Annotated in this window: 18 protein-coding genes and 1 tRNA gene; 12 read left to right on the top strand and 7 right to left on the bottom strand. The window is 71.0% G+C overall.

Annotated features, from left to right (window positions below; all coding sequences use genetic code 11):
* Window positions 1–45: 45 nt before the first annotated feature.
* Window positions 46–1,065: an aldo/keto reductase gene (locus ACWCXB_RS10970; protein ID WP_450721313.1), complete on the bottom strand. Its 1,020-nt coding sequence runs from the start codon at window positions 1,063–1,065 to the stop codon at window positions 46–48.
* A 157-nt stretch (window positions 1,066–1,222) separates the two neighbouring features.
* Here ACWCXB_RS10970 and ACWCXB_RS10965 point away from each other — a divergent pair, with 157 nt between their 5' ends.
* Window positions 1,223–1,813, top strand: coding sequence for a TetR/AcrR family transcriptional regulator (locus ACWCXB_RS10965; protein ID WP_450721311.1), 591 nt, complete (start codon window positions 1,223–1,225; stop codon window positions 1,811–1,813).
* Window positions 1,814–2,098: 285 nt separating this feature from the next.
* On the top strand, window positions 2,099–2,728 hold the full coding sequence (locus ACWCXB_RS10960; protein WP_450721309.1) for a chaplin: 630 nt from the start codon (window positions 2,099–2,101) through the stop codon (window positions 2,726–2,728).
* A 165-nt stretch (window positions 2,729–2,893) separates the two neighbouring features.
* On the opposite strand, the gene ACWCXB_RS10955 is transcribed toward ACWCXB_RS10960, so the two are convergent.
* On the bottom strand, window positions 2,894–3,547 hold the full coding sequence (locus tag ACWCXB_RS10955) for a DUF2293 domain-containing protein (protein WP_450721307.1): 654 nt from the start codon (window positions 3,545–3,547) through the stop codon (window positions 2,894–2,896).
* Between the two features lie 121 nt (window positions 3,548–3,668).
* On the opposite strand from ACWCXB_RS10955, the gene ACWCXB_RS10950 reads away from it, so the two are divergent.
* Together ACWCXB_RS10950 and ACWCXB_RS10945 are read left to right on the top strand one after the other, a co-directional pair.
* The gene (locus ACWCXB_RS10950) at window positions 3,669–4,400 is read left to right on the top strand and encodes a DUF7873 family protein (RefSeq protein ID WP_450721305.1); all 732 of its coding nucleotides are present in this window, start codon (window positions 3,669–3,671) and stop codon (window positions 4,398–4,400) included.
* 33 nt (window positions 4,401–4,433) lie between these two features.
* Window positions 4,434–4,521 (top strand) — tRNA-OTHER (locus ACWCXB_RS10945).
* 353 nt (window positions 4,522–4,874) lie between these two features.
* On the opposite strand, the gene ACWCXB_RS10940 is transcribed toward ACWCXB_RS10945, so the two are convergent.
* On the bottom strand, window positions 4,875–6,086 hold the full coding sequence (locus ACWCXB_RS10940) for a pyridoxal phosphate-dependent aminotransferase (protein ID WP_450721303.1): 1,212 nt from the start codon (window positions 6,084–6,086) through the stop codon (window positions 4,875–4,877).
* Window positions 6,087–6,152: 66 nt separating this feature from the next.
* Between ACWCXB_RS10940 and ACWCXB_RS10935 the strand changes: the two genes are divergently transcribed.
* Window positions 6,153–6,908: a winged helix-turn-helix transcriptional regulator gene (locus ACWCXB_RS10935; protein ID WP_450721301.1), complete on the top strand. Its 756-nt coding sequence runs from the start codon at window positions 6,153–6,155 to the stop codon at window positions 6,906–6,908.
* A gap of 37 nt (window positions 6,909–6,945) precedes the next feature.
* Window positions 6,946–7,590 carry a uridine kinase gene (locus ACWCXB_RS10930; RefSeq protein WP_450721299.1) on the top strand — a complete coding sequence of 215 codons (645 nt, stop codon included), beginning with the start codon at window positions 6,946–6,948 and terminating at the stop codon, window positions 7,588–7,590.
* 49 nt (window positions 7,591–7,639) lie between these two features.
* On the opposite strand, the gene ACWCXB_RS10925 is transcribed toward ACWCXB_RS10930, so the two are convergent.
* Window positions 7,640–8,575, bottom strand: coding sequence for a carbohydrate kinase family protein (locus ACWCXB_RS10925; protein ID WP_450721297.1), 936 nt, complete (start codon window positions 8,573–8,575; stop codon window positions 7,640–7,642).
* Complete coding sequence (locus ACWCXB_RS10920) at window positions 8,572–9,480, bottom strand: pseudouridine-5'-phosphate glycosidase (RefSeq protein ID WP_450721295.1); 909 nt, start codon at window positions 9,478–9,480, stop codon at window positions 8,572–8,574. The genes ACWCXB_RS10925 and ACWCXB_RS10920 overlap by 4 nt, the downstream gene beginning before the upstream one ends.
* A gap of 76 nt (window positions 9,481–9,556) precedes the next feature.
* On the opposite strand from ACWCXB_RS10920, the gene ACWCXB_RS10915 reads away from it, so the two are divergent.
* Both ACWCXB_RS10915 and ACWCXB_RS10910 read left to right on the top strand, forming a co-directional pair.
* Window positions 9,557–10,375, top strand: a complete 819-nt coding sequence (locus ACWCXB_RS10915; RefSeq protein ID WP_450721293.1) for a class I SAM-dependent methyltransferase — start codon at window positions 9,557–9,559, stop codon at window positions 10,373–10,375.
* Window positions 10,362–10,739 carry a cupin domain-containing protein gene (locus ACWCXB_RS10910; protein ID WP_450721291.1) on the top strand — a complete coding sequence of 126 codons (378 nt, stop codon included), beginning with the start codon at window positions 10,362–10,364 and terminating at the stop codon, window positions 10,737–10,739. Before ACWCXB_RS10915 ends, ACWCXB_RS10910 begins: the two co-directional genes overlap by 14 nt.
* Before the next feature lie 21 nt (window positions 10,740–10,760).
* Here ACWCXB_RS10910 and ACWCXB_RS10905 read toward each other — a convergent pair whose 3' ends face one another.
* Window positions 10,761–12,107 carry an MFS transporter gene (locus ACWCXB_RS10905; protein ID WP_450721289.1) on the bottom strand — a complete coding sequence of 449 codons (1,347 nt, stop codon included), beginning with the start codon at window positions 12,105–12,107 and terminating at the stop codon, window positions 10,761–10,763.
* Between the two features lie 97 nt (window positions 12,108–12,204).
* Window positions 12,205–12,825 (bottom strand): methylated-DNA--[protein]-cysteine S-methyltransferase, encoded by a 621-nt coding sequence (locus tag ACWCXB_RS10900; RefSeq protein ID WP_450721287.1) that lies wholly within the window; start codon window positions 12,823–12,825, stop codon window positions 12,205–12,207.
* Between the two features lie 162 nt (window positions 12,826–12,987).
* On the opposite strand from ACWCXB_RS10900, the gene ACWCXB_RS10895 reads away from it, so the two are divergent.
* The 4 genes from ACWCXB_RS10895 to ACWCXB_RS10880 all read left to right on the top strand — a co-directional run bounded on the left by ACWCXB_RS10895 (window position 12,988) and on the right by ACWCXB_RS10880 (window position 18,921).
* Window positions 12,988–13,884, top strand: coding sequence for an MHYT domain-containing protein (locus ACWCXB_RS10895; protein WP_450721285.1), 897 nt, complete (start codon window positions 12,988–12,990; stop codon window positions 13,882–13,884).
* A 74-nt stretch (window positions 13,885–13,958) separates the two neighbouring features.
* Window positions 13,959–16,091 carry an excinuclease ABC subunit UvrB gene (gene uvrB / locus ACWCXB_RS10890; protein ID WP_450721283.1) on the top strand — a complete coding sequence of 711 codons (2,133 nt, stop codon included), beginning with the start codon at window positions 13,959–13,961 and terminating at the stop codon, window positions 16,089–16,091.
* 223 nt (window positions 16,092–16,314) lie between these two features.
* A complete protein-coding gene (locus tag ACWCXB_RS10885) occupies window positions 16,315–16,881 on the top strand; it encodes a TerD family protein (protein ID WP_283297706.1) in 567 nt (188 codons plus the stop codon).
* A 105-nt stretch (window positions 16,882–16,986) separates the two neighbouring features.
* Window positions 16,987–18,921 carry a TerD family protein gene (locus ACWCXB_RS10880; RefSeq protein WP_450721281.1) on the top strand — a complete coding sequence of 645 codons (1,935 nt, stop codon included), beginning with the start codon at window positions 16,987–16,989 and terminating at the stop codon, window positions 18,919–18,921.
* Window positions 18,922–19,102: the final 181 nt, after the last annotated feature.

Here is a 19,102-nt window from a genome sequence, read left to right as displayed (position 1 = left end):
ACTCGGGAGTTGCGGGAGAGGATGTGGAGACCGGCCCTCGGACGATCAGCGGCGCCGCAGTGACGGGTCGAGCAGCGCGGGCGGAGTGTCGTACTTCTCGTGCGCGGCCAGGTCGGTGCCGGGAGCGACGATCGCGTCGATCGCGTCGAGCACGTCGGCGGAGAGCACTGTGTCTGCGGCGGCGAGTTGCGAGTGCAGGTGGTCCAGCGTGCGGGGGCCGATGAGCGCGCTGGTCACGGCGGGATGCGCGGTCACGAATCCGAGCGCGAGCTGGATCATGGTCAGGCCGGCCTCGTCGGCGACCTTGGCCAGCTGCTCGACGGCGTCGAGCCTGGCCCGGTTGGAGGGGATGGTGGTGTCGAAGCGTTGCGGCATGAACGTTGAGCGGCTGGTGGTGATTTCCTGGCCCTCGCGGATCGCGCCCGACAGCCAGCCCGAAGCCAGCGGGCTCCACACCAGCACACCGAGCCCGTACTGCTCGGTCACGGGCAGCACGTGGCTCTCGATCCCGCGCTGCAGGATCGAGTAGCTGGGCTGTTCGGTGACGTAACGGCTCAGGTGGTTGTCTCGGGCGGCCCACTGGGCTTGCACGATGCGGTACGCCGGGAAGGTCGAGGAGCCGAAGTAACGGATCTTTCCCGCGCGCTGCAGGTCGGTCAGAGCCGACAGCGTCTCCTCGTCGCTGGTGCTCGGGTCCCACCGGTGGATCTGGTAGAGATCAACGTGGTCGACACCGAGACGGCGCAGGCTGTTGTCCAGCGCGGTGACCAGCCAGCGGCGCGAACTGCCCTGGTGGTTGCGCTCGTCGCCCATGGGCATGCTCGCCTTCGTGGCCAGCACGATGTCGTCGCGGCGGCCGGCTATGGCTTTGCCGACCATCTCTTCCGACTCGCCGCCGCTGTACATGTCGGCGGTGTCGATGAGGTTGATCCCGGCCTCGAGGGCGGCGTCGACGATGGCGGTGGCCTCGTCCTGGGTGGTGCGCCCGATCTTGCCGAAGTTCATCGCGCCGAGCGCGAGGGAGCTGACCTGCACACCGGTGCGGCCCAAGGTGCGGTACTGCATGACCGTGTCTCCTCCATTGCGGGTGAAGCGTGGTGGCAATGCGTGGTTTGGTTGTCGGGCCCTGCTCTGGCATCATGAACAAAACGGAACCTTGCTCCGGTTACGATACGGAACAGCGCTCCGTTTCGGCAAGCTCGATAGCGGAGGGAGCGGTGCGGTGAACGACAGCGACGAGGGCGCAGGGCGCGCAGCCCGGTCCAGGCGGGCGGACGCCCGGCGTAACGAGGAGACTCTGCTCGACGCGGCCGCCGCGGTCTTCGTCGCCTCAGGCGTGGAAGCGCCGGTACGCGACATCGCGGCCAAGGCCGGCGTCGGGATGGGCACGATCTACCGCCACTTCCCGACTCGAGCGGATCTCATCATCGCCGTCTACCGGCACCAGGTCGAGGCCTGCGCCGAGGCCGGTCCAGCCCTGCTGACGACCAGCGCAACTCCTCACGCCGCACTGGGGCGATGGATCAACCTCTTCGTTGATTTCCTGGTCACCAAGCACGGACTCGCTGCTGTGCTGCAGTCCGACAACGCCGGCTTCGACACGCTGCACGCCTACTTTCTCGACCGCCTCGTACCCGTGTGCACGCAGCTGCTCGACGCTGCAGCCGCTTCGGGCGAGATTCGATCCGACCTGGAGGCCTACGAGCTCATGCGCGGCGTCGGGAACCTCTGCATAGGCGCGGAGAGTGATCCCCACTACGACGCACGTCGACTGGTCGAGCTCCTCATCGCAGGACTACGTCGACCGCACTGACCATCGGCCAGGCCCGAGCTCGACGATCTCGTCGCTGAGGGGTGGCCGACCTGCATCAGCTCAGGTCTTCAGCGTGCGGTCCGCGGACATGCTGACCACGATCGCCGGGCACGGCGGTGGTCCTCGCTGACGACAGCAGTGTGAACGCCCTGTCGATGCAGAGCAGTTCGACAGGTTGTCCGCTCGATCGGGTGAAAGGATTGTCGGCCATAACCTGATTGGCGCAATCGCGTTATTTCCGGTGCGGGTGAGTACCCGTGTTCATCCTCCGGAAGGCAGGAACCAATGAGGCAGATTCGCCGAACAGGTCTGGTCGCAGTGATGGTCACGGGCGGCGCCCTTGCCGCGGCCGGGGCCGCCCACGCCGACTCGGGTGCGCACGGAAGCGCCACCAGGTCACCGGGCCTGATCTCCGGGAACACGATTCAGCTCCCGGTGCATGTCCCGGTGAATGTGTGCGGCAACACCGTGAACGTGGTCGGTCTGCTGAATCCGGCCGTCGGCAACAGCTGCGAGAACGAAGGAGCGGCCGAGAGTGGGCACGGCGGCGGCGCCGTCGCCAGGGGAAGCGGAAAGGATTCTCCCGGGGTGGTCTCCGGCAACACGATCCAGCTTCCCGTCGATGTGCCCGTGAACGTCACCGGCAACTCGGTCAACGTCGTCGGCATCGGCAATGCGTCCACCGGCAACTCGTCCTCGAACTCGCCCGGAAAGCCTCCGGCCGCGCCGAGGCCGGTGACCCCGCCGAAGACGCGCCCTGCAGAACCGGTTCACCAGCCCCGGCCGGGCCCCGGCCACCTCGCCGAGACCGGCACCCCGACCGGTATCGGCCTTGCCGTCCCGGCCGGTGCCGCCCTGATCCTTGGTGGCGCGATCCTCTACCGCCGCTTCCGCCCCGCGGCCCACGACGCCTAGAGCCGGCGGATGAAGCATCCGGACGGCACGGAAAGAGGGGCCCGGATCGAAAACCGGTGCCCCTCTCGTCCGTCATGCGAGACCGCAATGTGGAACACGCGCCTCGGTGACGCCTCAGCTGCCGTGACGCTTCAGCCGCTGTGACGCTTCAGCCGCTGTGACGCTTCAGCCGCGCCACGCGGCGAGCACGGCCGCGATCGCCGGCGCCACACGCGCGCGGGCCTCATGGCGGGGAACCCCCTGCATCAGCAGCGCGTCGTACGGCGTGTCCAGATGGCGTACGGACGCACGCACCGCCGCCGTCACCGCCCCCTCGTCCAGCGCACGGCCCGCCGCGGTCCGCCCCACGCGCCCGCTGCCGCGCACCGACGTGTGCGCCGCGATGTCCAGCGCCCGGTCGAGCGGGCAGCCCGGGAAGAGCCGCAGGATCTCCGCGGTCAGCACGCCCGTGAAGTGCACGTCCTCCGCCGCCCGCCGCGCCGCGTCGCGCACCCGGCGGCGGGTCCGTACGTCCGCGTCGGCCAGGCACGCCGCCTCGGCCCGGGCGAGCGCGGCTTCCTCGACGAGCAGGCCCTGGCGCTCGTACCGCGTACGGCGCTTGTTGTGCCGCACGACGACGGCCCAGAGGGCACTCGCCTCGCGCGCCCGCCGGGTCAGCGCCGCGTTCCCGCGCGGCAGGAAGACGAGGTGCCCGAGGTCCGCGCAGTCCAGACAGCGCGGCGCATTGAACTCCAGGACCATCCGCTCGAGCGGCCCCCGTCGGCACTCGGCACAGCGCCGCGCCTTCAGCGGCTCGACGACCACCAGCGGATCCGTCACCCCGAACCCACCTCCCGCTCCCCGTACCTCTCCTGCGCGCGCATGCCAGGCTGCTGCCGGCCCGCCTCCCCGTCCAATATTCGTTCGAGAAGCGGACGTTGGTCTTGCTACGTTCCTGGACGTGGCGAAACTCAATCAGATCATCGCGGTGGAGAAGGGCGTCAAGTCCAAGGCGCACCAGGACCTCACGGCGGCTCATCACGGCCTCCAGAAGCCCGCGCTGCTGGCCGGTATCTCCCGGACGTACCAGCCCAAGGACGAAGAGGGCGAGCAGCTTCCGCCCGAGTCCACGCTGGTCCAGGTCAAGGCCGAGGATGTGCTGCGCGACACCGCGAAGACGCTGACCAGGCTGTTCGACGTGACCGCCACCAAGGACTGGGCGAACTGCGCGGCCCGCGCCGACATCTCCGTCGACGGCCGGGTGCTGGTGGCCGATGTGCCCGTCGCGTACCTCCTCTTCCTGGAGAAGCAGCTCACGGACATCAACACCTTCGTGCGCAAGCTGCCGGTGCTGGATGCCGCCGAGTCCTGGACGCAGGACCCTTCCACGGACTCCTGGAAGACCGAGCCGGTCAAGACGGTCCGTACGAAGAAGGTGCCCCGCAACCACGTGAAGGCGGAGGCCACCGAGAAGCACCCGGCGCAGGTCGAGGTGTACTACGAGGACATTCCCGTCGGGTACTGGACGACGGTGAAGTTCTCCGGTGCGCTGCCCGCCCGCCGGGTCAACGAACTGCTGGACCGCGTGGAGAAGCTCCAGCAGGCCGTGAAGTTCGCCCGCGAGGAGGCGAACAGCGCGGAGGTCACCGACCAGAGGGTGGGTGACGCCGTATTCGGCTACCTCTTCGGGTAGCCGCACCACAGACTCCCCGGCCGCAGCACCATGGCCGGGGTGCGCGAGGAGCGCAAAGCTGAAGCTGAAGCTTGTCGTGAACCACGCGGTTCCAGTGGAGGTTCGAATCCTCCCCCCGGCACCTACGGGCCGGGGTGGCCCAATCGGCAGAGGCAGACCGCGATGAATCTCAGACTCTCGCTCCAGACTCAGCATTCGCCGCTCATCGCCGGATCGACCGGGCCCGGGCCCCCAGTGCGTCGAGATGCCGGTTCGACTCCGGCCCGCGGAGCTCGATCTGCGGTGGTCGAAAGGAAAGACGCGGCGACGAGAAGACTGACCTGGGTTCTCAAGCGTGCCGGCGTGTGAATGTGAGTGGCATCAACAGGGCTCGGGGGCCGGCTACGCCCCCGGGCCCGCTCCCGTCTCCGGACCCCCGGGCCCGTTCCCGTCTCAGGGCCGATCGACCCGTTCCCGTCTCCGGCCCCTCGCCGCCTACTGGCGGTATCCGCTCAGGAAACGCCCGATACGGCTGATCGCGGCGTCGAGATCGTCGGCGTACGGGAGGGTCAGGATCCGGAAGTGGTCCGGGCGCGGCCAGTTGAAGCCGGTGCCCTGGACGACCTGGATCTTCTCGCGCAGCAGCAGATCCAGCACGAACTTCTCGTCGTCGTGGATCGCATGCACCTTGGGGTCCAGGCGCGGAAACGCGTACAGAGCGCCCTTCGGTTTCACGCACGAGACCCCCGGGATCTCGTTGAGCCGCTCCCACGCGCGGTCGCGCTGCTCGTGCAGCCGCCCGCCGGGTGCGGTGAGCTCATGGATGGACTGGCGTCCGCCGAGCGCGGCCTGGATGGCGTACTGCGCGGGCGCGTTGGGGCACAGCCGCATGGAGGCCAGCATCGTGAGCCCCTCGAGATAACTGCGCGCGTGCTGCTTGGGGCCGGTGACGACCAGCCAGCCCGAGCGGAAACCGGCCACGCGATACGTCTTCGAGAGCCCGCTGAAGGTCAGGACGACCAGGTCCGGGGCGAGGGCGGCCGTGCTGTGGTGGACGGCGTCGTCGTACACGATCTGGTCGTAGATCTCGTCGGCGAACACCATCAACTGGTGCCGGCGCGCCAGATCGAGGATGCCCTCGATGATCTCGGGCGGATACACGGCACCGGTGGGGTTGTTGGGGTTGATGATCACGACGGCCTTGGTCCGGTCGGTGATCTTCGACGCCATGTCGTCCAGGTCCGGGTACCAGTCGGCGGACTCGTCGCACAGATAGTGGACGGGCTTTCCGCCCGAGAGGGTCGTGACGGCGGTCCACAGCGGGAAGTCGGGCGCCGGGATGAGGACTTCGTCGCCGTCCTCCAGCAGGGCCTGCACCGCCATGGAGACGAGCTCGGAGACGCCGTTGCCGAGGAAGACGTCGTCGACGGAGACCTCGGTGAGCCCGAGCGACTGGTAACGCTGGGCCACGGCGCGCCGCGCCGACAGGATGCCCCGGGAGTCGGTGTAGCCGTGGGCCTGCGGGAGCATCCGGATCATGTCCTGGACGATCTCCTCGGGCGCTTCGAAGCCGAAGAGCGCGGGGTTTCCCGTGTTGAGGCGCAGGACGCTGTGGCCCGCCTCCTCCAGTGCGTTCGCATGCTCGATCACCGGGCCACGGATCTCGTAGCAGACCTCGCTGAGCTTGCTCGACTGCCGGAACTCCATGCCGTGGCCTCCCCAGAAACGGTGTTACTTGGTTTTACCAAGCTGGAGCTTGGAAAGTCCAACAACATGTCTAGACTGCGTCGCATGCCACGTCCTCCGCGCCGCCGAAGCTACGACCAGTACTGTGCCGCCGCCCGTGCCCTCGACGCCGTCGGCGACCGCTGGACCCTGCTGATCGTGCGGGAGTTGCTGGCGGGGCCCCGGCGGTACACCGATCTGCATGCCGATCTGCCCGGGGTCAGCACGGACGTCCTCGCCTCGCGCCTCAAGGACATGGAGCGGGACGGCCTGGCCACGCGACACCGCCTTCCCGCTCCTGTCTCCGCCTTTGTCTACGAACTCACCGGGCGCGGCAGGGCGTTGCTCCCGGTCGTGACCGCCCTGGCCGAGTGGGGAGCACCCGAACTGGCCGAGCGCAGGCCCACGGATGCGGTGCGGGCGCACTGGTTCGCCCTGCCGCTGCTGCGCCGTCTGGAGGGCATGGGTGTGGCGGACGTCGTCGAAGTCCGGTTGCCCGAGGGTGCGTTCCATGTACGGGTCGGGGGCGACGGGTCCGCGTCCGGGGGTGGGTCCGGGGCTGGTTCCGCGTCCGGCTCTGCGTCCGCCTCCGCGTCCGGCTCCGTGTACGGTGACGGCCCGGTGACGGCCGCGGGCACCGCCGCCACGCGGCTCGAACTCGACGCGGACACGTGTCTCGCCGTGAGCCGGGGCAGCCTCACCGTCGAGGAGGGCGTACGGGACGGGCGCATCGGCGTCTCCGGCGAAGGACCGCTCGCGGCAGCACTGCGCGGCGCCGCGGCTTCGGCAGGCGTGGGGACGTGACCCGGCCCTGCGCCGGGGGAGAAGACATGATGGGCCGGTGCGACTCGAACCGATCACCTGGGAACGGCTGACCGAGATCGTCGCCGACCAGGTCATGGAGACCAGGTCCGGCGACGGGAGCCCCTGGCTGCGCATCGCCGTCGACGGCGCCCCCGCAGCCGGGACCGGCGCGGCGGCGGGGGCGCTCGCCGAGGCGTTGCGGGTGCGCGGGCGTTCGGTGCTCGTGGTCGGTACGGAGGGGTTTCTGCGGCCCGCCTCGCTGCGGTACGAGTACGGTCGCGAGGAGCCGGACACGTACTACGAGGGCTGGTTCGACACCGGCGCGCTCTGGCGTGAGGTGTTCGGGCCGCTGGAGCCGGGCGGGTCCGGACGAGTGCTGCCGGACCTGTGGGACCCGGTCACCGACCGGGCGACGCGCAGCCCGCACCATGAACTCCCGCCGGGCGGCGTGCTGGTGCTGCACGGACCGTTGCTGCTCGGGTGCTGGTTCCCCTTCGACCTGACCCTGCACCTGAGGCTCTCGCCGGGCGCCCTGCGCCGCCGCACCGACGAGGCGCAGCGATGGACGCTGCCCGCGTTCGAGCGGTACGAGCGCGAGGTCGGCCCGGACGAGGCCGCGGAGGTCGTCGTCCGCACCGACGACCCGCGCCACCCGGCGTGGAACAACCCGTGGAGGGCGTAGCCGTACTCGGGCGATCCTCGGGGCAGGAATCAGGGAGCCGTGCCGTGCCTCAGGGACGTGTGTCGCCCGGCCCCGGCGGGCGGCCCCCGTGCAAGGTCACGGCGAGTGCTCCCGCCCGGCAGCCCTCGTGCGCGGCGGCCGCCGGGTCCGCACCCGCCAGGAGGGCGGCGAGGAACGCACCGGTGAACGCGTCGCCCGCGCCCGTCGAGTCGACCGCCCTCGCCGGGAGCGGCGGCACCCGGGCCGTCAGCGCGCCCGACTCGGCCACCAGTGCCCCGCCCGCGCCGAGGGTCACGACGGCCAGCGGCACCTGAAGGCTCAGCTTCGCGGCGGCGTCGGCGAGGTCCGGGATGCCGGTGAGGAGCCTGGCCTCGTCGGCGTTGGGCAGCAGCACCTCCGCCCCCGCGGCCGCCGCGAGGAAGCGGTCCACGCCGAGGGTGGCGATGAAGCCCGCCGACGCCGGGTCCACGCTCACCGGGACGCCCCGCTCGCGGGCGTCCGCGAGGGCGAGGACGGCCAGCTCCCGGCTGGGCCGCGCGAAGAAGAGATAGCCGGACAGATGGAGCCGGCCGACCCCGTCGAGCAGGGCGGGCGACCAGTCGGCGGGCGAGATCCGGAGGGCGGCCCCGCTGTCGGTGAGGAACGTGCGCTCGGCGTGCGCGTCGACGAGCGCGACGACCGTGGCCGTCTGCGCCTCGTGGTCGGGCACCAGGAGCGGGCGTACGCCCGCCCGGCGCAGGTGCCTGTCGTGCCAGGACGCGGCATCGGCGCCGACCCGGCCGAGCAACCGAACGTCCGTACAGCCCGAGTGCGCGGCCCAGCAGGCGGCGTTGGCGCCGGCGCCGCCGGGCAGGGTGCGTATCTCGGCCGCCGTGTCCGTCCCGTGCGCGAGCGCCGAACCGTGCCGGGCGACGACATCGGTGGCCACGTCCCCGATCACCAGCAGCGCACCGGCCGCACCGGCCGCGGCGGCAGGACGCGTCACAGCGCCGCCGCGATCCGTGCGGCCAGCCGCACATTGCCGCGTACGGCCGCCAGATTCGCCTCCAGGGACGCGCCCCCCGTGCGCCGCATCAGATGGTCGAGGAGGAAGGGGGTGACCGCCTGGCCCGTGATGCCCCGCTCCCGGCATTCGTCCAGCGCCTCCGCCAGCACCCGGTCGTGCAGCCGAGGGTCGAGCTGCTCGTCCTCGGGCACGGGCCGGGCGACGATCAGTGCCGTGTCCGGGCCGCCGAGGGCATCCTGGGCGCGTATCACCTCCGCCACCTCCTCCGGCGTACGGACCGTCCAGTCGACCGGTTCCCCGGAGGAGGTCAGATAGAAGCCGGGGAAGTGGTCGGTGCCGTATCCGAGGACGCCGACGCCCAGGGTCTCGAGTCGCTGGAGGGTCGCCGGGACGTCGAGGATCGACTTCACCCCGGCGCAGACGACGGCGATCCGGGTCTGCGCCAGCAGGCGCAGATCCGCCGATTCGTCCTGGGTCGTGGTCCACTCCCGGTGCACCCCGCCGAGCCCGCCCGTCGCGAACACCCTGATCCCGGCACGGGCGGCGAGGAACGCGGTGGCGGACACCGTCGTCGCCCCGCTCGCTCCCACCGCGAGCGCGGGCGCGAGATCGCGGTGGCCGAGCTTGCGCACCTCAGGGTCCGTGGCGACCCGCTCCAACTGGCTCTTGTCCAGGCCGACATGGGCCCGCCCGTCCAGCACGGCGATCGTCGCCGGCACCGCGCCCCCGCTTCTGACCAGTGACTCCAGCTCCTCCGCGACCGCCAGGTTGCGTGGGCGCGGCAGCCCCTGCGCGATGATCGTGGACTCCAGGGCGACGACGGGCCGGCGCGCGTCCAGCGCCTCCCGCACCTCTTCCGACAACAGCAGTGTGGTCTCGGGCATGTCCCCATCCCTGGCACGCAAACTCACTGCGCAAACGTTTCCGCACCGTTCCGTCCAGCACCACTACCGTGGGCACATGACGCAGCACGGCGCCCGGGCCCGGCACTTCTACGACGATCTTGCGGCCGACTACGACCTGATGTACGCCGACTGGGACGCGAGCATCACCCGGCAGGCAGAGGCCCTGGACGCCCTGATCGCCGAGGCGCTCGGCCCCGGAGTGCCGTACGACGTACTGGACTGCTCCTGCGGAATCGGTACCCAGGCCCTCGGTCTCGCCGCCCGTGGGCACCGGGTCACCGGCACCGATCTCAGCCCGGCGGCCGCCGCACGGGCGGGCCGCGAGGCGGCCGCGCGTTGCCTGCTGCTCGCCACCGGAGCAGCGGACATGCGGATGCTGCCCTTCCGGGACGCGGCCTTCGATGTCGTCGTCTGTGCGGACAACTCCCTTCCCCATCTGCTCACTCCGGACGATGTGCTGACGGCGCTCGGCGGGATGCGGCGCGTGCTGCGCCCCGGCGGGCTTCTGCTCCTGACGACACGTCCGTACGACCGGCTCCGCGCCGAGCGCCCCGCAGCCACCCCTCCGTACGTCAGGGAGATACCCGAAGGGCGGGCGGTGACCTTTCAGCTGTGGCACTGGGACGCGGACGGCGAGCGCTACGACTTCGAGCTGTTCCAGCTGCGCCCGGCGGCGGACGGGGAGTGGACCACCCGCGTCCGGCGCGCCCGCTACTGGGCGCTCACCGCCCGGCAGACAACGGATTTCGTCGAGCGCGCGGGCTTTCGCGCGGCCGAGTGGCGGGAGCCGGAACGTACCGGCTACTTCCAGCCTGTCCTGATCGCACGGTGCCCGCCCGCCCCCGCTAAGGTGACGCGCCATGACGACCTTTGATCACACCGCCGCCACACCCGCTTCCCCTTCGTTCGTCGTGCACATCCCGGACGCCGAGCTGGAGGCCGAGCCGCTCGACCCCGCTCAGATCGTCTCCGGGGATCCGGTCGTGACCGGAAAGGTGCTGTGGGAGTCCGAGGACGGCAAGCAGCTCCGCGGCATCTGGCAGATCACCCCGGGCGTGGTGACCGACACCGAGGCCAACGAGCTCTTCGTCGTCGTGAGCGGCAGCGCCACGATCGAGGTCGAGGGCGGCGACACCCTGCACGTCGGGCCGGGAGACGCCTGCGTGCTGCGGGAGGGTGATCGCACGACCTGGACGGTGCACGAGACGCTGCGGAAGGCGTACCACATCAGTCTTTGACGCTGCGGACGGCCTACCACATCAGTCTTTGAGGCTGGGGGCGTCCGAACGTGCCGCGGTGTGCCGAGCATGCGGATGCGAGGCCCGGGCGGCCCGTGAGGCGCGGTGGCCGGTCAGGAGGGCCAGGGCGGCCAGCGGGAGGAGCAGGCAGGCCCCGATCGCGTTGAGCCAGCCGTAGCCCGCCTGCGCGACGATGATGCCCGCCGCCACCCCGCCGATGCCCGCCGATGCGTTCGTCGTCAGGTCGGAGAGACCCTGGACCGCGGCGCGGGCGGGTCCGGGTACGGAGTCCGTGAGGAGCGCGGAGCCCGAGACGAGACCCGCGGACCAGCCCAGGCCGAGCAGGAACAGGCCTGCCGCGGTACGGGCGTGGCTTGCCCCTGCCGTACCTGCAAGCAGCGCGGCGCACGAGATCAGTCCCACGGCGAGGCCGATCACCGAGAGCCGTCCGAGTCGGTCGGACAGCCAGCCCATCACCGGCGAGAACGCGTACATGCCCGCAATATGGCCGCTGATGACCAGGCCGATCAGCTCGATCCCCGCGCCATGGTGGCTCAGCGCGACCGGAGTCATCGACATGATCGAGACCATGGCGGTGTGCGAGGCCGCGACGGTGACGAGCGCGAGCCGGGCCCGCGCGGACTCCCGCACCGCTCGCACACCGGCCCGCAGGGAACGCCCTTCCCGCCCACCGTCCTCGGCCGGGACCAGCGCCCGCGCCGTCAGCAGCGGGTCGGGCCGCAGCAGCAGTGCGACGACGAGCGCCGAGATCAGGAACACGCCCGCCGCCCAGAGGAACGGGCCGGCCGCCGCCGGTATCCCGAGCCCGGAAACGCTCCGCCCCGCCGGCGCCGCGATGTTCGGCCCGAGCACCGCGCCGATCGTGGTCGCCCACACCACCGTGGAGATGGCCCGCGCCCGCCGGTCCGGCTCCGCCAGATCAGCCGCCGCGAACCGCGCCTGCAGATTGGCCGAAGAGGCCGCGCCGAATCCCGCCATCCCCAGCAGAAGCAGCGGGAAGTTCCCGATCACCGCGGCCAGGACCACCACACCCGCACCGGCCGCCCCGATCAGATACGCCAGCACCAGCCCCGGCCGACGCCCGCGTGCGGTCATGAGCGCGGCGAGCGGCACGGACAGCAGGGCAGTCCCGGCGACGGACGCGGTCGGGGCGAGCCCGGCCAGCGCCTCGGTCCCGCTCATCTCCTGCGCCAGCACCGTGGCCAGGGCGATGCCCGTGGCGACCCCGAGCCCGCCGAGGATCTGGCTGATGATCAGGACGGGAGTGATCCGCCGCCGCAGCGCGGGAAGATCGGCGGCACCGACGGCGGCCCGCCCTGTCACCGTGGTCTTCTTCCCGGCGCTCACCGGTTGACCGCGCGGGGCAGGTCATGAGATGTACTGGTCATCGCGGCAGTGTGCCAGTTACCTACGGCCACAGGGAACCTCTCGCCGGCCCCGCTCCTCAGAAGAGGGGCTGCGGGAGCACCCCCTCCAGCGCCAGCAGCTTCCGCTTCGTCTCCAGTCCGCCCCCGAAGCCCCCGAGGCCCCCGTCCTTCTCCACCACCCGGTGGCACGGCACCACCACCGGCAGCGGATTCGACCCCATGGCCGCGCCCACCGCCTGCGCCGCGCCGGGCTGGCCCACCCGGTCGGCCAGGTCGCCGTACCCGACGACCGAGCCGTACGGCACGCCGGACGCCAGCTCGCGCAGCACCTGGCGGTTGAAGCCGGACGACAGCGACCAGTCCAGCGGGAGCTCGAAGTCCCGGCGCCTCCCCGCGAAGTACTCCGCGAGCTGGCGTATCGGCTCGGCCAGCAGAACCGGGTCCGCCACGGCCCGGGACCCGTCGCCCGAACCGTCGTCCACCCCGCGCTCCGCCCCGTCCCCCGGCGCGACCTCCGCCCCGTGTCCCCGCGCGACCTCGACCGGCTCCGCGCCCAGTCGCGCGGCCAGCTGCCCGAGCGCCTTGTCCCGCACCCGCGCGTCGGCATGGAAGACCACGCTCACCAGCCCCTCCCCGGTGGCGGCGAGCAGCAGCGGCCCGATGTCCGAACCCACCACGGTCCACTCGAAGCTGTTCATGCGGACCACCGTACGACCGCCCACTGACAACGGCCCCGACCTGCGAATCCGGGCCCCGATGTTTGCTTGCCGTCCCGCTCGCCATACTCTCGCCCCCGACAGGGCTCCTCGACGGGGGCACGCGGGGGTACGGGTGGCACAAGGGGCGAAGGACGCAGAGGAATGCAGGGCACAGTCGACGGTTTCACCTACGGCGTCGTCACACCTGTGGCCGCCTATCTCATGGCCTGCCTCGGCGGCGCCCTGGGGCTGCGCTGCACGACCAGATCCATACGCAACAGCGGATCCTTCAAGGCCGGCTGGCTGGCGCTCGGTGCCACCTCCATCGGCTCGGGGATCTGGACCATGCACTTCATCGCGATGATGGGCTTCACCGTCGCGGAGGCCCCGATCAGCTACGACCGGCCGACGACCTTCGCCAGCCTCGGCGTCGCCGTCGTCATGACGGGCATCGGGATCTTCATCGTCGGCTACCGCGGCGCGACAGCGATGGCCCTGGTCACCGGCGGCACCATCACCGGCCTGGGCATCGCGTCCATGCACTATCTGGGGATGGCCGGCATGCAGCTCCAGGGCCGGCTCGAGTACGACACCCTCACCGTCGCCCTCTCCGTCGTGATCGCCGTCGTCGCGGCCACCTGCGCCCTCTGGGCGGCCGTGTCCATCCACGGTTTCCTGCCGAGCCTCGGCGCCAGCCTGGTGATGGGTGTCGCCGTGAGCGGAATGCACTACACCGGTATGGCCGCCGTCGACGTCCATCTGCACGGCACCGTCCTGCCCGACTCCGTCGGCGACTCTCCCGCCACGCTCATCGCCCCGATGCTGATCGGTCCCGCGGTCTTCCTGGTCCTGGCGGGCGTGATCGTCATGTTCGACCCGCTGCTCGTCATGGGCGAACCCGACTGGCAGCAGCCCCGGACCGGGCGGAGGACGGCCGGGCGCAGGGCCCGGACGGGCGTACCGGCGGAGCGGCAGCTGCCCTCGTACGGCGAGCCGGCGAACTGGTCGGCGCCCTCCAGGTCCGCACGCCGCGCCTCCCACCGCTCCCGCAACCGCTGACCGCTGACGGCCGACCGCCGACTGCTGAGCCGGGATCCGGCCCGGCTGTCAGTGGTGGGTCGTACGGTGGTTCCATGCGGCCCGTTTCCCAGATCGAACGCACGATGGCGCCCTTCGAGGTCGTCAGCCCCTACCGGCCCAGCGGTGACCAGCCGACGGCCATCGCCGAGCTCGACCAACGCATCCGCGCAGGTGAGAAGGATGTCGTCCTGCTCGGTGCGACCGGCACCGGCAAGTCGGCGACCACGGCCTGGATGATCGAGAAGCTCCAGCGCCCCACCCTGGTCATGGCGCCGAACAAGACGCTGGCCGCCCAGCTGGCCAACGAGTTCCGCGAGCTCCTGCCGAACAATGCGGTGGAGTACTTCGTCTCGTACTACGACTACTACCAGCCCGAGGCGTACGTCCCGCAGTCGGACACGTACATCGAGAAGGACTCCTCGATCAACGAGGAGGTCGAGCGCCTGCGCCACTCCGCGACGAACTCGCTGCTGACCCGCCGGGACGTCGTCGTGGTCGCCTCCGTCTCGTGCATCTACGGCCTGGGCACGCCGCAGGAGTACGTGGACCGCATGGTGCCGCTGAAGGTCGGCGAGGAGATCGACCGCGACCAGCTGCTGCGCCGCTTCGTCGACATCCAGTACACGCGCAACGACCTGGCGTTCACCCGGGGCACGTTCCGGGTCCGCGGCGACACCATCGAGATCTTCCCGGTCTACGAGGAGCTGGCCGTCCGCATCGAGATGTTCGGCGACGAGATCGAGGCGCTCTCCACGCTCCACCCGCTCACGGGCGAGGTGATCAGCGACGACCAGGAGCTCTACGTGTTCCCGGCCAGTCACTACGTGGCCGGGCCGGAGCGCATGGAGAAAGCGATCAACGGAATCGAGCGCGAGCTCGAGGAGCGACTCGCCGAGCTGGAGAAGCAGGGCAAGCTGCTGGAGTCCCAGCGGCTGCGCATGCGCACCTCGTACGACATCGAGATGCTCCGCCAGATCGGCTCGTGCTCCGGCGTCGAGAACTATTCGATGCACTTCGACGACCGCGCCCCCGGCACCCCGCCCAACACCCTCCTCGACTACTTCCCGGAGGACTTCCTCCTCGTCATCGACGAGTCGCACGTGACGGTCCCGCAGATCGGCGCGATGTACGAGGGCGACGCGTCCCGCAAGCGGACCCTCGTCGAGCACGGCTTCCGGCTCCCGTCGGCGCTCGACAACAGGCCGCTGAAGTGGGAGGAGTTCCAGGGGCGGATCGGCCAGACCGTCTACCTCTCCGCCACCCCGGGCACGTACGAACTCTCGCGCTCCGACGGCTTCGTGGAGCAGATCATCCGCCCCACGGGCCTCGTCGACCCGGAGGTCGTCGTCAAGCCCACCGAGGGTCAGATCGACGACCTGGTGCACGAGATCCGCAAGCGCACCGAGAAGGACGAGCGCGTCCTGGTCACCACGCTCACCAAGAAGATGGCCGAGGACCTCACCGACTACTTCCTGGAGCTCGGCATCCAGGTCCGCTATCTGCACAGCGACGTCGACACGCTCCGCCGTGTCGAGCTGCTGCGCGAGCTGCGCTCCGGTGAGTACGACGTCCTGGTCGGCATCAACCTGCTCCGTGAGGGCCTCGACCTCCCCGAGGTGTCGCTGGTCGCGATCCTCGACGCCGACAAGGAGGGCTTCCTGCGCTCCGGCACCTCCCTCATCCAGACCATCGGCCGTGCGGCGCGCAATGTCTCCGGCCAGGTCCATATGTACGCCGACAAGATCACCCCGGCGATGGAGAAGGCGATCGACGAGACCAACCGGCGCCGCGAGAAGCAGATCGCGTACAACAAGGCGAACGGCATCGATCCGCAGCCGCTCCGCAAGAAGATCAACGACATCGTGGCCACCATCGCCCGCGAGGAGGTCGACACGGAGCAGCTGCTCGGTACCGGCTTCCGCCAGGGCAAGGGCGCCAAGGCGCCGGTGCCGTCGCTGGCGGCGCACGCGGTCAAGGGGGCCAAGGGCGGCAAGGCCGCCGCCAAGAAGGGCGAGATCACGAGCGACCGCCCGGCCGCCGAACTGGCGGGGATCATCGAGGAGATGACCGACCGGATGCGGGCCGCGGCGGCGGAGCTCCAGTTCGAGGTCGCCGCCCGGCTGCGGGACGAAGTCAGCGAGCTCAAGAGGGAGCTGCGGCAGATGAAGGAGGCCGGCCTGGCCTGACGAGGGGGACGGCTGGGGCCCGAGGAAACCGGCCTGGCCTGACGTACCGGCAGCTGTGTTTCAAGACCGACACAAAAGCTGCCCAAGTCTGCTGCGCTGTCGGAGCGACTGCGTAGGGTACGGCACAACCGCACACACGGACGGTTGCGGGGGAACCATGGAGAGGGGACAGCGCGTGGTGGACGTATCCAAGGGCGGTACGCCCGGAGGCCCCGGCGTCAATCTGACCAAGGGTCAGGCCATCAGCCTGGAGAAGAAGGGCGGCGGCACCCTCACCGCGGTGCGGATGGGGCTCGGCTGGCAGGCGGCGCCCCGGCGCGGTCTGTTCGGCTCGCGTACGCGGGAGATCGACCTGGATGCATCGGCGGTGCTCTTCGCCGACAAGCAGCCGGTCGACGTGGTGTTCTTCCGCCACCTCGTCAGCGACGACGGCTCGGTCCGGCACACCGGTGACAATCTGGTCGGCGGTGCCGGCCAGGGCGGCGACGACGAGGCGATCCTCGTCGACCTGCAGCGCGTTCCGGTCCACATCGACCAGATCGTCTTCACGGTGAACTCGTTCACCGGCCAGACGTTCCAGGAAGTGCAGAACGCGTTCTGCCGCATCGTCGACGAGACCAACGGCCAGGAGCTCGCGCGCTACACCCTGGACGGCGGCGGGCAGTACACCGCGCAGATCATGGCGAAGGTGCACCGCGCCGGCTCCGGCTGGCAGATGACGGCCCTCGGCAACCCGGCCAACGGCCGTACGTTCCAGGACCTGATGCCGTCGATCCTGCCGCACCTGTAGGCACGGCTTCCGTACGTCGTGACCACGCAGCTCCCGGAGGCAGCAGGCCGCCGGGAGCTGCACCGCTCACCACCGAGGCACTGAGGCAACGAGGGGACAGAGGCGATGACGGCCGAGCTGGTCAGGGGGCAGAACCATCCTTTGCCCCACACCCGACTCGAGATCCGGGTGTCGGCCGGCAAACCGGTCGTGACCGGCGCCACGCTCGGCGACGAGGACGGCAGGGTGCCGGGCACCGAATGGGTCGCCCACCCCGGCCAACCGGCCCTCCCCGGGGTCGAGGTCTCCCGACAGGCCACCGCCGACCACCGGCTCACCGTCGACCTCGACGCCGTGCCCGCGGCCGTGCACCGGGTGACGGTGCTGCTCGCGCTGCCCCTGGGGCCCGGACTCCCGGTTCGCTTCGGCTCCGTCGCCGCGCCGTTCGTCGCCGTCACCGGCCCCGACGACACTGAGATCGCCAACTACACCATCACCGGCCTGGACGCGGAGTCCGCCGTCGTCGCCATGGAGCTCTACCGCCGCCAGGGCGCGTGGAAGGTCCGCGCCATCGGCCAGGGATACGCGGGCGGCCTCGCCGCCCTCCTGGCCGACCAGGGCCTCGGCCGCGCCGGTGAGCTGGCGGCCGCCATCCAGGAGGCCGTCGCGCCCGGCCTCGCCCGTACGGTCGGGACGCCCCCGCCCCGTACGACGGAGGTGCGGCACAGCGCGGCGACGGCCGCGAGCGGCACGCTCGGCGAGCCCGGTCCCGCGCCGGGACCCGTTACCCAGCCGCCGGCTCAGCCGGCGCCCCAGCCCCCGGCGCAGCCCCACGACGGCCCCATCAACTACACGCACCCCCGCAGGCAGTCGGTCGCACCCCCGCCGCCGCCCCCGGCCGCACCGCCCGCCGAGCCGGGCCGGCCCCCCACCCCGGTCGCGGGGGACGCCACCGGCTGGTCCATGGAGGAGCGGCTGTACAACCAGGTATGGGGCATGTTCGAGGACCTGGCTCGCACCACGGCGGCGTACCGCAGCGCCGTCGACTTCGCCGAGTCCCGGCTCGACCAGGAGCTCGACCGCGCCCTCTCCGACCCGCGCAGCCGCATCGCCGGCTCCGGGGACGCGGCCCGCGCGGCGGCCCGCGCCAAGCACGACAAGCTGACCGAGCAGGCCCGCGAGGTCCTCGACCGCGATCTCGCCCAGCTCGCCGCCGAGTCCGATGTCGTCGAGCCCGCCCTGCCGGCCGCCTTCGCACGCTGGGACAACCCCGTCTGGCACGCCTACCGCGTCCCGATGGAGATCCCGATGGCCCTGCGCCTCGGGGACCTGCACCTCCCCGAGCGCCCGGAGCTGCGCATCCCCATGCTCATCCGGCTTCCGCTGGAGCGTGGTCTCTGGGTCGACAGCGGCCGCGCCACGTCCGAGGCGGCGTCGCTGATGGACGAGGGGCAGATACGCCGGCTCGCCATGGACACCGCGGTCGCGCACGCCGCCCGGCTGCTCGCGGTATACCCGGCCGGCGAGTTCACGGTCCATGTCATCGACCCAGCCGGCTCCGCGACGGCCTCGCTCGCCCCGCTGGTGCACTCGGGGGTGCTGGACCAGCCGCCTGCCACAGGTGCGCAGGGCGTCTCGTCCGTGCTCGCGAAGCTCACCCAGCGCGTCGACCTCGTACAGATGGCGGTGCGGGGCGGTGCGGCCGATGCCCTGCCACCGGACCTGGACACCGCCGAGCAGCTGCTGATCGTCAACGACTTCCCGCACGGTTTCGACGACCGGGCCGTCACCCAGCTGCGCTATCTCGCCGACGAGGGCCCCGCGGTCGGCGTCCATCTGCTGATGGTCGCCGACCGCGAGGACGCGAGCGCGTACGGCCCGGTACTCGACCCGCTCTGGCGCTCCCTGCTCCGGATCACCCCGGTCCCGGACGACCACCTCGCCGACCCCTGGGTGCAGCACTCGTGGACGTACGAGCCGCCGCGCATCCCGCCGGGCAGCCAGGTCCTCCAGCAGGTGCTGGCCCAGGTCGCCGAGGCGCGCCGGACCTGGCGCCGCTGAGCCCGGCGAGCACACCCGGGGACAAGCCCACCGCAAAGCCACTGACCTGCGTACTTGACGCTTACATTACCCTCTCCTTTACCTTTCTTTGGTCTTTCCTGTAATCTTCTTTGCACGGAGGGGAGTACTCCCACGTGCGGCGTGCCCGTCAGTACGGACGGACAGGACATGACCGGTCCCG

This window comes from Streptomyces sp. NPDC001514 (assembly GCF_053597075.1).
This window is presented reverse-complemented; position numbering and strand designations above follow the sequence as displayed.